The following is a 12,793-nucleotide window of genomic DNA, read 5'->3' on the forward strand; positions in this document are numbered from 1 at the left end:
GATATTCGGGGCTTGCGGCTCGAACCGGAGTTTGGCACGGGTGCGCCGATCAGGAATTGATGGAGTAGGAAGTCCGATGGTTTTCAGCCAAACGCTGCGTGGCGGTCTCTTCGCTGCAGTGACCCTCGTGGGTCTCGCGGTCTCGCCCGCTCTGGCGCAGGAGATCAGCCCGTCGCATCTCGCCGCCGCGCGTGAGGCTGTGGACGCGATCGACACGAGCGAGCAGTTCGATCAGATCCTTCTCAACGCCGCGACGCAGATCAAGGCGGAGCTGATCGTCAACAACCCGGATCTTCAGTCGAAGATTTCCGAGATGGTCGATGACAGCGCGATCGCCCTTGCGCCGCGCCGCGCCGATCTGGAAAACGAAATCGCCCGCGTCTACGCCAAGATGTTCACCGAACAGGAGCTGCGCGAGATCTCGCAGTTCTACAATTCGGAAGCCGGCCGCAAGTTGATCAAACAGGGTCCGCAGGCGACGCGCGAGATGATGGCGGCCGCCGATGTCTGGACCAACGGTATCGTTCGCGACCTGCGCGACAGCGCCATGAAGGGGATGCAGAAGCTCGCGCCCGCGACGGCGGCGGCTCCCGCAAAGTCGAAGTGACGATCGAGAATCGTCCGCTATAAGGATTCACAAGGGCGGCCACTCGGTCGCCCTTTTTCGTGACGGAAGAGGCGTCTTGGCATGTCGGCATTCGACTACGACCTGTTTGTGATCGGCGGCGGTTCAGGTGGCGTGCGCGCGGCGCGGCGAACAGCGGCCCTGGGGCATAAGGTTGGCATCGCCGAGGAATATCGCTACGGCGGAACCTGTGTCATCCGCGGCTGCGTTCCCAAGAAGCTGCTCGTCTACGCCTCGCAATATTCCGAAGCCTTCGAGGACGCGGCTGGCTATGGCTGGTCTGTCGGGGAAACGAAGTTCGACTGGCCGAGCCTGATCGCCGCCAAGGATCGCGAGATCGATCGGCTGGAGCAGATCTATCGCCGCAACCTCGAGAAGGCCGGCGCCGAGATTCTCAAGAGCCGCGCCGTGCTGGAGGGACCGAACCAGATTCGCCTCCTTGCGACCGACAAGATCGTCACTGCCGAGCGCATCCTGATCGCGGCCGGTGGGCGCGCCAATCCGTTCGCCGACATGCCGGGCGCGGAGCACTGCATCACCTCGAACGAGGCTTTCCACCTCCAGCGCCTGCCCGAGTCGATCGTGATCCTTGGCGGTGGTTATATCGCGGTCGAGTTCGCCAATATCTTTCTCGGGCTCGGCACCGCGGTGACGCTGGTCTATCGCGGCAAGGAAATCCTTCAGGGCTTCGATGACGATCTGCGCCATGAACTGCACCAGGCCATGCTGCGCAAGGGCTGCCGGATCGTCTGCGAGGACACGCTCGTTCGGGTCGATCAGAAGGCGGACGGCCGCTTTCAGGCGCATCTGAAAAGCGGCGAATGCCTCGACGCGGACGAGGTGATGCTCGCTGTCGGACGCCAGCCCAACACGATCGACCTCGGCTGCGAGAAGGCCGGCGTCGAGCTGGATTCCAAGGGCGCGATCAAGGTCGATGACTATTCCCGCACGAGCGCCGAAAATATCTGGTCGATCGGCGACATCACGGGCCGCATCCAGCTGACGCCGGTCGCCATCCACGAGGCCATGTGCTTCGTCGACACCGTGTTCCTGAACAAGCCGACCAAGCCGGATTTCGACCTGATCCCGACGGCCGTGTTCTCTCAGCCCGAGCTCGGAACGGTGGGCTTGACGGAAGCGCAGGCGGCAAAGGATCTCGGCGATCTCGACATTTTCCGCGCCCGCTTCAAGCCGATGCGACACACGCTGACGGGCCGCGAGGAGTTCATGTTGATGAAGCTCGTCGTGGATGCCAAGACGAATGTCGTGGTTGGCGCCCATATTCTGGGCCCCGATGCCGGCGAGATGGGGCAGCTTCTGGGCATCTGCGTGAAGGCGAAGTTGCGCAAAGACGATTTCGATCGCACCATGGCGCTTCACCCTTCGGCGGCAGAGGAGCTGGTCACCATGTACGAGCCGACCTATCGCATTCGCGGCGGAGCGCGCGTGGATGGCTGATGTCGAGCCGCCTATTCATCAGGACGATCCGCAGCTGGAGCGGCTCGCCCGTGAGGGGCGGGTCATCGCCTATTTCGGCTATGGCTCGCTGGTGAACAAGCGGACGCTGCGCACCAAGTTCTTGGGCATTCGCCGTGCCGAGGTCTTGGGATGGCGGCGGGCCTGGCTGCCGCGCAAGGGGCAGTCCATGGCGCTTCTGTCGGTGCGGCCGGATGAAACGGCGCTGACGCAGGGCGTCGTGGTCTACGATCTGGCCGACCATCTGCCATCGGTGGACGAGCGCGAGGCGGCCTATCATCGCCGCGTCGTTATGCCAGGCCATATCACCATTCGCGGCCACGCCCTCCCGGATGTGCCGCTCTTCATCTACGAGGGCAAGCCGGAGGAGCCGGATGCCTCGCAGACCGGGGCGGCGATCCTGCAATCCTATCTCGACGCGGTGATGCAGGGCTTCTACTCACTTTACGAGGAGGCCGGGCTGCGGCGTTTCATGGCGGAAACCGAGGGGTTCGAGACCTCCATCCTGAAGGATCGCGCCGCGCCGCTCTACCCCCGCCCGGTGACGCTGGCCGACGGCGAGGCGGAACTGTTCGACCGCCTCGTCACCCAGCGCGGCGCGCGCTTCATCGAGTGCTCGTGAGAAGCACGTAAAGCCATTCGTGACAAATGCTGCGGTTCGTGCCACTACGCCACGACCGAGCGTTGATGGCCTCTTGATTGGCCTGCCCGCGAAGCCGTCCCGAAAAGACAGAACCCGAAGGGAGACGGCCGGACAAGGCTCGGGAAAGGAGAGGTTCATGGCCAAGGATTGGAACCCCGCGAGCTGGCGCAGCAAGGCGATCGAGCAGGTCCCGCTCTATCCCGACCCGAATGCCCTGGCGGAAACCGAGAAGCGCCTTGCCACCTTTCCCCCGCTTGTCTTTGCAGGCGAAGCGCGAAAGCTGAAGCGGGCCTTGGGCGAGGTGGCCGAAGGCCGTGCCTTCCTGCTTCAAGGCGGCGACTGCGCGGAAAGCTTCGCCGAGCATGGCGCGGACAATATCCGCGATTTCTTCCGCGCCTTCCTCCAGATGGCGGTCGTCCTGACATTCGCGGCCTCGTCGCCGGTGGTGAAGGTCGGCCGCATCGCCGGCCAGTTCGCCAAGCCGCGTTCGTCCGGGTCGGAAACGAAGAACGGCGTGACGCTGCCGTCCTACCGGGGTGACATCATTAATGGCATCGAGTTCGAGGAAACCTCGCGCATCCCGAACCCGGAACGCCAGGAAATGGCCTACCGGCAGTCGGCGGCGACGCTGAACCTGCTGCGCGCCTTCGCGCAGGGCGGCTACGCCAATCTCGACAACGTTCACCAGTGGATGCTCGGCTTCGTGTCCGGCTCGCCGCAGGCGGAGCGATACGGCGAGCTCGCGGATCGCATTTCCGAGACCATGGCCTTCATGCGCGCCATCGGCATCGATTCCGAGACGCATCCCTCGCTGCGTGAGACCGACTTCTTCACCAGCCACGAGGCGCTGCTGCTCGGCTACGAGCAGGCGCTGACGCGCGTCGATTCGACCAGCGGCGAGTGGTACGCGACCTCGGGCCACATGATCTGGATCGGCGACCGCACGCGCCAGATCGACAACGCGCATGTCGAATATTGCCGTGGCATCCGCAATCCGCTCGGCCTGAAGTGCGGCCCGTCGCTCGCGCCGGACGATCTCCTGCGCCTGATCGACATCCTGAACCCGCAGAACGAGGCCGGCCGCCTCACGCTGATCGGCCGCTTCGGCCACGAGAAGGTCGGCGATCATCTGCCGGCGCTGATCCGCGCCGTGGAGCGGGAAGGGCGCAAGGTCGTCTGGTCCTGCGACCCGATGCACGGCAACACGATCACCGTGAACGACTACAAGACGCGCCCCTTCGACCGCATCCTGAAGGAGGTCGAGACCTTCTTTGAGGTTCATCGTGCGGAAGGCACCCATGCCGGCGGCATCCATGTCGAGATGACCGGCAAGGATGTCACGGAATGCACCGGCGGCGGCGCGCGTCCGGTTCTGGCCGAAGATCTGTCGGATCGCTACCACACGCATTGCGACCCACGTCTCAACGCCGATCAGGCGCTCGAGCTGTCCTTCCTCGTGGCGGAGCGGATCAAGAAAGAGCACGAGACCCGCGCACCGAAGTCCGTCGTCAATTTCTGACCGACTAGTCTCTCGAGTGTTAGAACGAAAAGGCCGGGTCGATCGACCCGGCCTTTTTCATGTCGCATATAAGGGAATCAAAGACCGTCAGCGGCGTGGGGCGTCGCGATCGGACGAACCGGGGCGGGAGCCGACCTGCGCTTCCACAGGCTCCGTTCCTGCAGTTTCGTCGCGATCCTTGCGCAGCCGCGAGACCAGACGATCCCGGATCACCGAGCCGCCCTGCTGCCATGCGAAGAACAGCATCAGCGCGAGGGCCAGCACCGCGAGGAAGATCATCATGCCGTGTTCCATCATTTCCAGATGCTGGAATACGGAGGTGATCGAATAGCCGAAGACATAGCCGATCGTCGTGAACAGGCCGGCCCAGATGGCCGCGCCGACGAAGTTCAGGATCATGAAGCGGGGAACGCTGATCGAGGATAGGCCGAGCGCGATCAGACCCGGCATCCGCAGCCCGTAAATATACCGATTCACGATGACGAAATAGGCTTGATATCGATCCACCAGACGCAGCGCCTTTGTGAATTTCGGCTTGCGCTTCCAGCGCTTGACCCATTCGCTGTTGGAGAAATATCGCGAAAACAGGAACACGGCCAGATCGCCGCAGAAGGAGCCGATGAAGGCGAGGCTGCTCATGAGCCAGAGCGGATGCGTTCCGCGATAAGCGAGGAAGCCGCCGATAATGGCAAAGACTTCGCCTTCGAAGAACGTGCCGACGAACACGATGCCAAGACCGAAACGGTCGATCAGTGCAAGGATTTCGTACACGCGTGCTCCGGTGACTCGGCGACCCCGTGGGGTCATCCCACCCTATGTCGGGCGCGAGGGAGAATTTGCAAAGGCTAAGTTTGCCTCGGCCCTTTCCGTTCCCCATTCGGGGTTCGTCTGTTGCCCTAGAGTTTCGACCTGTCGATAAGCTGGATCAGGGAAAAGCTCTTCGCGGCGATGCCTATCTTTTGTGCCATGCGAACGTGCCATCTTCATGACTTCCATTCGAAAGACCGCGACGTGCCGATCGAATTTCCTCCACTGTCCGACATCGCAACCGCTTTTGTTTTTGTGGGTTTGCTGTTTTTCCTGCGCTTCATTCTGGCCGTACGTCGTCTGCGCGGCGAAAGCGGGCGGACGCGTCCCTTCCTGGCCACGATGGCGCATGTCCGGATCATGGGCAGTTTTGGCGATGAGTATGAGCCGGAGCGCCGCCATGCCTTACGCCAGATCTACATCGGGGTCGTTTTTGGGGTCGTTGGGTTCGCGCTGCTCTTCTGGATCCTTATGGCACATCTCCTCGGGCTCGCTCCGCCGATCGGCACAGGCACCTGACAACCGCCCTTTTCATTGCGGGACGGGCGGCCATGCGCTATCGCCCGCCGCATGACCCACTCCGTCCGCTTCGCGCCCTCCCCAACGGGCTATCTCCATATCGGCAATCTGCGCCCCGCGCTGTTCAACTGGCTGTTTGCGCAGCGCGAGGGCGGGCGCTTCGTCTTGCGTTACGACGACACGGATACCGAACGCTCCAAGCGCGAATATGCCGACGCCATCCTCGAGGACATCCGTTGGATCGGCATTCAGCCCGATGAGATCGCCCGGCAGTCCGATCGCATCGCACTCTATGACGCAGCCGCCGAGCGTCTGCGCGCTAAGGGCCTGCTCTATCCCTGCTTCGAGACGGCGGACGAGCTGGAGCGTCGGCGCAAGCGGCGCATGGCGCGGGGGCTGCCGCCGATCTACGGGCGCGAGGCCCTCGCCCTGACGGAGGTCGAGCGACAGGCGTTCGAAGCCGAAGGACGTCGGCCGCACTGGCGGTTCCGCCTTCCCAATTTCCGCGACGACCCGATGCAGCCGGAGCGCACGGAGGTTCATTGGGACGACGTGGTGCGCGGGCGGCAGACGGTGGATCTGGCCTCCTTGTCCGACCCGGTCCTCATCCGCGAGGACGGAACCTATCTCTACACGCTACCCTCCGTGGTGGACGACGGTGAAATGGGCATCACGCATGTGCTGCGCGGTGACGACCATGTGACCAACACGGGTGTTCAGATCGCCTTGTTCGAAGCGCTGAATTATAGGACGCCGGCTTTCGGCCATTTCAATCTCCTGACGACGATCGACGGCGAGGGGCTGTCCAAGCGCACCGGCGCTTTGTCCCTCAGGAGCCTGCGGGCGGACGGCTTCGAGCCCATGGCGGTCGCCTCGCTGGCGGTGCTGACCGGCCTGTCGGGCTCGATCGAGGCCCTGCCTTCGCTGGAAGCGCTCGGCGAGCGCTTGGACTTCGACGGCGTTTCGGCATCGAGTTCGAAGTTCGATCCGGCGGAGCTGACGCGTCTCAACGCCGATCTCGTTCACGCCATGCCGGTGGAGGTCGTCGCCGAGCGGCTTCTGGAATGGGGCGTTCCCGAAAACGATCTCGCCCCGTTCTGGAGCGCGGTGAAGGGCAATCTGTCCAAGGTGCCGGATGCCCAGGAATGGGCTGCGATCGTCTATGGCGACGCGCGAGCGGACCAAGCTTTCAATGAAGAGGACGCCGCGCTCCTGCGAACGGCGTTCGATCTTCTCCCCGCCGCGCCTTTCGACCGTTCGACGTGGAAGGCTTGGACCGATGCCATCAAGGCCGCGACAGATCGCAAGGGCAAAGGGCTGTTCATGCCGCTGCGCCTGGCTCTGACCGGCATCGATCACGGGCCGGAACTGGTGGAACTGCTACCGCTCATCGGCCGCGAGCGCGCCTTGCAGCGCCGGCCCTGAGGGCCGGCGCCAAATGCCTCGTGATGCCAGCCGCTAGCGGCTGGCGTCTCCCTGCTGCACGGCCTGGGCGACCGCGATCGCCGCCATGTTCACGATGCCGCGCGAGGTCACGGACGGCGTCAGGATGTGCGCCGGCGTCGCCGCGCCCAGCAGGATCGGGCCGACGTGAAGCGCGTCGGTCATGACCTTCACGACATTCATCGAGATATTGGCCGCGTCGAGCGACGGGAAGAGCAGGAGGTTCGCGTCTCCCGTCAGCGTCGAGTTCGGCATCACGCGCTGACGCAGCGCCTGCGACAGAGCGGCGTCTCCATGCATTTCCCCGTCGATCTCCAGATCGGGCGCGCGCTGATGAACCAGCGATAGCGCCTCGCGGAGCTTGATCGCGTCCGGGTAGTCGCTGGTTCCGAAATTGGAATGCGAGAGGAACGCGGCGCGCGGCGTGATGCCGAACCGCTTCACCTCCTTGGCCGCAAGACAGGCGATCTCGGCCAGTTCCTCGGCGTTCGGATTTTCCTGCACATAGGTGTCGGCGAAGAACACTGTGCCATATTGCGACAGAAGAAGGCTGAGGCCCGACAGGCGCTTCACGCCCGGCGCGATCCCGATCACCTGCTTGATGTCCCTGATATGGCGCGAGAAGCGCCCGCCAAGGCCGCATAGCATGATGTCGGCGTCGCCGCGTGACACGGAAACCGCCGCGATCACCGTCGTATTGGTGCGCACCAGCGCGCGCGCCGTGTCCGGGTTGACCCCGCGCCGGCCGACCTTCGAGAAATAATGATCCACATAGTCGCGGTAGCGCGGATCGTCCTCGGGGTTCACCACCTCGAAATCCTGGCCCTGGCGAATGCGCAGGGCAAAGCGCTCCAACCGGGTCTGGATCACGCTCGGACGGCCGACCAGAATCGGCTGGCAGATCTTCTCTTCCAGCATGACCTGCGCGGCCCGCAGCACGCGCTCGTCCTCGCCATCGGCGAAGATCACGCGCTTGCCGGAGTTGCGCGCGATCTGGAAGATCGGCTTCATGACGAGGCCGGAGCGGAACACGAAGCGGTTCAGCCGGTCGATATAGGCGTCCCAATCGGCGATCGGGCGCGAGGCGACGCCGGAGGCCTCGGCGGCCTTCGCGACGGCGGGCGCGATCTTGAGGATCAGGCGCGGGTCGAAGGGCGAGGGGATCAGATATTCCGCGCCGAAGACCGGCGTCTCCGAGCCATAGGCCTTGGCCGCGACTTCGGAAACTTCCTCACGCGCGAGCGCCGCGATCGCGTCCACGGCCGCGATCTTCATCTCCTCGTTGATCGTGGTCGCGCCGCAATCCAGCGCGCCGCGGAAGATGAAGGGGAAGCAGAGGACGTTGTTGACCTGATTGGGGAAATCCGACCGCCCTGTACAGATGATCGCGTCCGGGCGCACGGCGCGCGCGAGATCGGGCATGATCTCCGGAGTCGGATTGGCGAGCGCCATGATCAGCGGCCGGTCGGCCATCTTCTCCAGAAGCTCGGGCTTCAGCACGCCCGCCGCCGACAGGCCGAGGAAAATGTCCGCGCCCTCGATCACCTCGGCCAGGGTCTTGGCCGCTGTCTCCTTGGCATAGACCGCCATCCAGCGATCGATCCGGCCCTCGCGGCCGGTGGAGACGACACCATCCTTGTCGGTGCAGATGATGTTCTCGACCTTGGCGCCGAGCGAAACCAGAAGGTTGAGGCAGGCGATGGCCGCCGCGCCCGCGCCCGAGGTGACGATCTTCACGTCCTCGATGCGCTTGTTGCCCAGAAGCAGCGCGTTGCGCACCGCCGCCGCGACGATAATCGCCGTGCCATGCTGATCGTCATGGAAGACGGGAATGCTCATGCGCGCGCGCAGGCGCTCCTCGACCTCGAAGCACTCGGGCGCCTTGATGTCTTCCAGATTGATGCCGCCGAAGGTCGGCTCCAGCGCCGCCACGACATCGACGATCCGGTCGATCTCCTGCGCGTCGATCTCGATATCGAACACGTCGATATCGGCGAATTTCTTGAAAAGGACGGCCTTGCCTTCCATCACCGGCTTGGAAGCGAGGGGGCCGATATTGCCGAGGCCCAGAACCGCCGTGCCGTTGGATACGACCGCGACCAGATTGGCGCGGCTCGTGTAATCGGCGGCGAGATTGGGGTCGTCCGCGATCGCGAGGCACGGCGCGGCAACGCCCGGCGAATAGGCGAGCGCCAGATCGCGCTGGTTGCCGACGGGTTTGGTGGCCTGAATCGCCAGTTTACCGGGCTTGGGATGGCGGTGGTAGAAGAGCGCCTGCTCGTTCAGGTCTGCGGCGGCTGCCTGCCGTTTGGTTTCGTCGGCGCTCGACATGCTCTCTCCATCGCTGCAATTCAGGGCGAACGCGATGACTTGGGAGCACGCGCGTCCACGTCCTTTAGCCTCTAAGCCAGATGCGCCCCGAAGGGCAATCGGCAAGACACGGGCCGACGCGCCGGCGCGGCGTCATACGCCTGCAACAGGCTTAAGGCAGTTTAACGATCGCGAGGCCGAAGAGCGAACGGGCGGGCAGGCAGATGGAACAATGGAATGCGACCCGCCATGTGCGAACCTTGTTCCTATCGGACATTCATCTGGGGTCGAGGGCAGCGCAAGCCGATCTGCTGATCGATTTCCTGCGCTGCGTCGATGCCGAGAAAATCTATCTCGTCGGCGACATCGTGGATGGATGGCGCCTGAAGCGCACCTGGCACTGGCCCCAGTCGCATAATGACGTGGTGCAGAAGCTCCTGCGCAAGGCGCGCAAGGGCACCGAGATCATCTACATTCCCGGCAACCACGACGATTTCCTGCGCGATTTCGTGGGGACACATTTCGGCGGCATCGAAGTCCGGCTGAACGACGTCCACACGACGGCCAACGGTCAGCGCCTTCTTGTGATGCATGGCGACGAGTTCGACGTGGTGGTGCGCCATGCCAAGCTCATCGCCCATCTCGGCGACTGGGCCTATGATATGGCGATCGCCATCAATGTCGCGCTCAACTGGACGCGCCGGCGCCTTGGTTTCGGCTACTGGTCCTTCTCGTCCTGGGCCAAGGGCCGCGTTAAGCGCGCCGTGAACTTCATCGGCGCCTTCGAGGAGGCGCTGTCGGGCGAAGCCAAACGGCAGGATTGCGAGGGCGTGATCTGCGGCCATATTCACCATCCCAAGATCGAAACCCTCGGCGACATGCTCTATGTCAACACGGGCGACTGGGTGGAAAGCTGCTCGGCCATCGTGGAGCGCCATGATGGAACGCTGGAACTGGTGCATTGGACAGCCTTCGAGCGCGTGGATGAGACGAGCGATCCTCGGCTCGGCCTGCGCTTCCTGAAGCCGCGCGAGCGTTTGCCGGAAGCGGCCGAATAAGGACGCTGGCCGCGTCCCCAGGATGAAGGGTTTGTCGGGCCGGGCTCCGTTTGATAGGCGGATGGTCCAACCGCCGCGAGCCTCGTTCATGACATCTGATCTTTCGGTGCCGGCCGCGACGCGGCGCATGTTCGACCGGCGAATGTCCTTCGTCTTTGCCGGCAATTTCGTAACGCTCGGTATCTTCTTCCCCTTTTTCCCGGTCTGGCTTGGGCACAAGGGGTTGGATGGCGACGAGATCGGATTGATTCTCGCGCTTCAGATCGGGCTGCGCGTTCTCGTCTGCCCGCCTGTTCTGCGTCAGGCCGATCGCTCCCGGGATCGAGCCCATCTGCTGATCGCAGCGGCTTTCGCAAGCCTTGTAGCCTCGCTGCCCTTCTTCCAGGTCGAGGGATGGAGCCCCATTCTTCTGGCGACATTGGTTCTGGCGGCGGTGTGGTGCCCGGCTATTCCGCTGACCGATGCCATCGCGCTGTCGGGGGTGCGGCGGCTGGGGTCGGATTACGGGCGCTCGCGTCTCTGGGGTTCGATCAGCTTTATCGCCGCCAATATCGCTGGGGGCGTCCTGATCGGCTGGCTCGGCGTCGGTCGGTTTCCTCTCGTGCTTTGCTTGGCATTTCTGACGGCGGCTCTGGTGACGCTGGCCGCGCCGCGGTTGGGGCAGCCTCTCAAAGCCTCACCTCTGCCACTCGCGCCACCGCAGGAGCCTTGGACGCCGTCGCCATCCTTGGTTCAGCGCCTGCGGCGGCTTGGCCCCGCGCCGGATATGAAGAGGCTTCTGCCGACACTGATCGGCATCGCACTGATTCAAGCGAGCCACGCGCTTCTGAATGGTTTTGCGTCGCTCCAATGGGCGAAGCTCGGCTATGGCGCGGTCGAGATCGGTGTGTTCTGGGCGATCGGCGTGGTGGCCGAGGTCATGCTGTTTCGCTTGGCGGCCAAGCCGCTTCGTCGCTTCGGCATCAAAGCCGTGCTGCTGGCGTCCGCGCTGGTGGCCGCCGCGCGTTGGACTGTCTTCACGCATGATCTCGGTTTGGTCGGCTTCGCATTTCTCCAGACCGCCCATGCGATGACCTTTGCGGCCGCGCATGTCTCCCTGCAAATGCTGATCGGCTCGTCGGTCGCGGAAAACCGCTTCGGCGCGGCGCAAGGGTTGAGCTTCGCGCTCCAGACGACGCTCATGGCCGCCGCCACATTCGGCGGCGGCGTTCTCTATCAACAAGGCGGCGCAGAGGCCTTCTATGCGATGGCGGCCATGGCACTGGCCGCTTTCGTCATTATCGCCTTGTCGCCTCAGCCCCAAAGCGCGGGTGAGGGCGGGAAGACCCGCGAGCCGTCATAGCGCAATCCATTCGGCCGGTCTTCGCGCAGCAGCAAGGGGCCGTCGAGATCGACCAGTTCCGCCCCCTGCGCCAGAAGGAGCGCCGGCGCCATGGCGAGCGATGAGCCGACCATGCAGCCGACCATGACCCCGAACCCGAGGCGCCTCGCTTCCTCCAGGAAGATCAAGCCCTCCGTCAAGCCCCCGGTCTTGTCGAGCTTGAGGTTCACGTAATCATAGCGGCCGATCAGCGTGTGAAGGTCGCCGCTTCCATGCACGGATTCGTCGGCGCAGATCGGGACGGGATGCGGGGTTCGAGCCAGGATGTCGTCCTGCCCCGCGGGAAGCGGCTGCTCCACGACGAAAGCGCCGATCGACGCCGCGACGAGCAGATGGGTTTTGATGTTGTCGCTGGTCCAGCCCTCGTTCGCATCGATGATCAGGCGCGCGCCAGGCGCGGCGTCGCGCACTGCGCGCATCCGGTCCGCATCCTCCGCGCCCCGCCCGACCTTGACCTTCAGCACGCTGCGATGCGCCACGGCGCGGGTTGCCGCCGCCATCTCGTCCGGAGATCCGAGCGAGATCGTGTAGGCGGTGTCGACCGGATTTAGACCGGGCAGCCCGGCCAAGGTGGACGCGGACGTGCCGGATGTCTTGGCCTCGAGGTCCCAAAGCGCGCAGTCCACGGCGTTGCGCGCCGCGCCAGGCGGCATGATCTTCGCCAACTCCTCCCGAGTCAGCCCGTCTTCGAGGGAACTGCGCAAGGACTCGATGGCCTCGACGACGCCGTCCACGGTTTCGCCATAGCGCGCATAGGGAACGCACTCGCCCCGGCCGATCGCATCGCCTTTCATGATCGAGCAGGTAACGACCACGGCTTCGGTCTTGGTCCCGCGCGCGATCGTAAATTGTTTGGCCAGCGAAAAAACGTCCACTGTGACCGAAAGACGACTCGTCATTTTTATCCCTTAACCGATCTTAACATCACTATTCGGCGTCACAGGCGGACGCTACGTGTGCAATGCAGGATGTGGAAGAGCCGCGTATCGGGCTGTCCATCGCCAACAGAGGC

Annotated in this window: 11 protein-coding genes; 8 read left to right on the forward strand and 3 right to left on the reverse strand. The window is 63.9% G+C overall.

What is annotated here, in order from left to right; genetic code table 11:
- Positions 1–76 precede the first annotated feature (76 nt).
- From AUL36_RS15945 to AUL36_RS15960, 4 genes are all read left to right on the forward strand, one after another.
- Positions 77–607: a DUF2059 domain-containing protein gene (locus tag AUL36_RS15945; RefSeq protein WP_058599575.1), complete on the forward strand. Its 531-nt coding sequence runs from the start codon at positions 77–79 to the stop codon at positions 605–607.
- An 81-nt stretch (positions 608–688) separates the two neighbouring features.
- A complete protein-coding gene (gor, locus tag AUL36_RS15950) occupies positions 689–2,083 on the forward strand; it encodes a glutathione-disulfide reductase (RefSeq protein ID WP_062222347.1) in 1,395 nt (464 codons plus the stop codon).
- Positions 2,076–2,723 carry a gamma-glutamylcyclotransferase family protein gene (locus AUL36_RS15955; protein WP_062222349.1) on the forward strand — a complete coding sequence of 216 codons (648 nt, stop codon included), beginning with the start codon at positions 2,076–2,078 and terminating at the stop codon, positions 2,721–2,723. Before gor ends, AUL36_RS15955 begins: the two co-directional genes overlap by 8 nt.
- Before the next feature lie 157 nt (positions 2,724–2,880).
- Positions 2,881–4,263, forward strand: coding sequence for a class II 3-deoxy-7-phosphoheptulonate synthase (locus tag AUL36_RS15960; RefSeq protein ID WP_062222351.1), 1,383 nt, complete (start codon positions 2,881–2,883; stop codon positions 4,261–4,263).
- Between the two features lie 87 nt (positions 4,264–4,350).
- Here the strand turns inward: AUL36_RS15960 and AUL36_RS15965 are convergent, their stop codons facing one another.
- The gene (locus AUL36_RS15965; RefSeq protein WP_062222353.1) at positions 4,351–5,034 is read right to left on the reverse strand and encodes a DedA family protein; all 684 of its coding nucleotides are present in this window, start codon (positions 5,032–5,034) and stop codon (positions 4,351–4,353) included.
- 240 nt (positions 5,035–5,274) lie between these two features.
- Here AUL36_RS15965 and AUL36_RS15970 point away from each other — a divergent pair, with 240 nt between their 5' ends.
- Both AUL36_RS15970 and gltX read left to right on the forward strand, forming a co-directional pair.
- Complete coding sequence (locus AUL36_RS15970; protein WP_156418424.1) at positions 5,275–5,589, forward strand: hypothetical protein; 315 nt, start codon at positions 5,275–5,277, stop codon at positions 5,587–5,589.
- A 51-nt stretch (positions 5,590–5,640) separates the two neighbouring features.
- Positions 5,641–7,014 carry a glutamate--tRNA ligase gene (gene gltX, locus AUL36_RS15975; RefSeq protein ID WP_062222362.1) on the forward strand — a complete coding sequence of 458 codons (1,374 nt, stop codon included), beginning with the start codon at positions 5,641–5,643 and terminating at the stop codon, positions 7,012–7,014.
- 33 nt (positions 7,015–7,047) lie between these two features.
- On the opposite strand, the gene AUL36_RS15980 is transcribed toward gltX, so the two are convergent.
- Positions 7,048–9,363, reverse strand: a complete 2,316-nt coding sequence (locus AUL36_RS15980; RefSeq protein WP_058599582.1) for an NADP-dependent malic enzyme — start codon at positions 9,361–9,363, stop codon at positions 7,048–7,050.
- A 203-nt stretch (positions 9,364–9,566) separates the two neighbouring features.
- On the opposite strand from AUL36_RS15980, the gene AUL36_RS15985 reads away from it, so the two are divergent.
- Both AUL36_RS15985 and AUL36_RS15990 read left to right on the forward strand, forming a co-directional pair.
- A complete protein-coding gene (locus AUL36_RS15985) occupies positions 9,567–10,400 on the forward strand; it encodes a UDP-2,3-diacylglucosamine diphosphatase (RefSeq protein ID WP_058599583.1) in 834 nt (277 codons plus the stop codon).
- A gap of 88 nt (positions 10,401–10,488) precedes the next feature.
- Positions 10,489–11,742, forward strand: a complete 1,254-nt coding sequence (locus AUL36_RS15990) for an MFS transporter (protein WP_192843850.1) — start codon at positions 10,489–10,491, stop codon at positions 11,740–11,742.
- Here the strand turns inward: AUL36_RS15990 and dgcA are convergent.
- Positions 11,694–12,680 carry an N-acetyl-D-Glu racemase DgcA gene (gene dgcA, locus AUL36_RS15995; RefSeq protein WP_062222366.1) on the reverse strand — a complete coding sequence of 329 codons (987 nt, stop codon included), beginning with the start codon at positions 12,678–12,680 and terminating at the stop codon, positions 11,694–11,696. The two genes, AUL36_RS15990 and dgcA, sit on opposite strands and share 49 nt — an antisense overlap.
- Between the last annotated feature and the right edge of the window lie 113 nt (positions 12,681–12,793).

It is taken from the genome of Aureimonas sp. D3 (genome assembly GCF_001463805.1).
In the GTDB taxonomy this organism is placed as follows: domain Bacteria; phylum Pseudomonadota; class Alphaproteobacteria; order Rhizobiales; family Rhizobiaceae; genus Aureimonas; species Aureimonas ureilytica_A.

Excerpts from the sequence above, each read along its gene's own strand:
- AUL36_RS15960 (WP_062222351.1), top strand. The coding sequence starts at position 2,881 with ATGGCCAAGGATTGGAACCCCGCGAGCTGGCGCAGCAAGGCGATCGAG.
- AUL36_RS15955 (WP_062222349.1), top strand. The coding sequence starts at position 2,076 with ATGGCTGATGTCGAGCCGCCTATTCATCAGGACGATCCGCAGCTGGAG.
- AUL36_RS15980 (WP_058599582.1), bottom strand. The coding sequence starts at position 9,363 with ATGTCGAGCGCCGACGAAACCAAACGGCAGGCAGCCGCCGCAGACCTG.
- gor (WP_062222347.1), top strand. The coding sequence starts at position 689 with ATGTCGGCATTCGACTACGACCTGTTTGTGATCGGCGGCGGTTCAGGT.
- AUL36_RS15945 (WP_058599575.1), top strand. The coding sequence starts at position 77 with ATGGTTTTCAGCCAAACGCTGCGTGGCGGTCTCTTCGCTGCAGTGACC.
- dgcA (WP_062222366.1), bottom strand. The coding sequence starts at position 12,680 with ATGACGAGTCGTCTTTCGGTCACAGTGGACGTTTTTTCGCTGGCCAAA.
- gltX (WP_062222362.1), top strand. The coding sequence starts at position 5,641 with ATGACCCACTCCGTCCGCTTCGCGCCCTCCCCAACGGGCTATCTCCAT.
- AUL36_RS15990 (WP_192843850.1), top strand. The coding sequence starts at position 10,489 with ATGACATCTGATCTTTCGGTGCCGGCCGCGACGCGGCGCATGTTCGAC.
- AUL36_RS15985 (WP_058599583.1), top strand. The coding sequence starts at position 9,567 with ATGGAACAATGGAATGCGACCCGCCATGTGCGAACCTTGTTCCTATCG.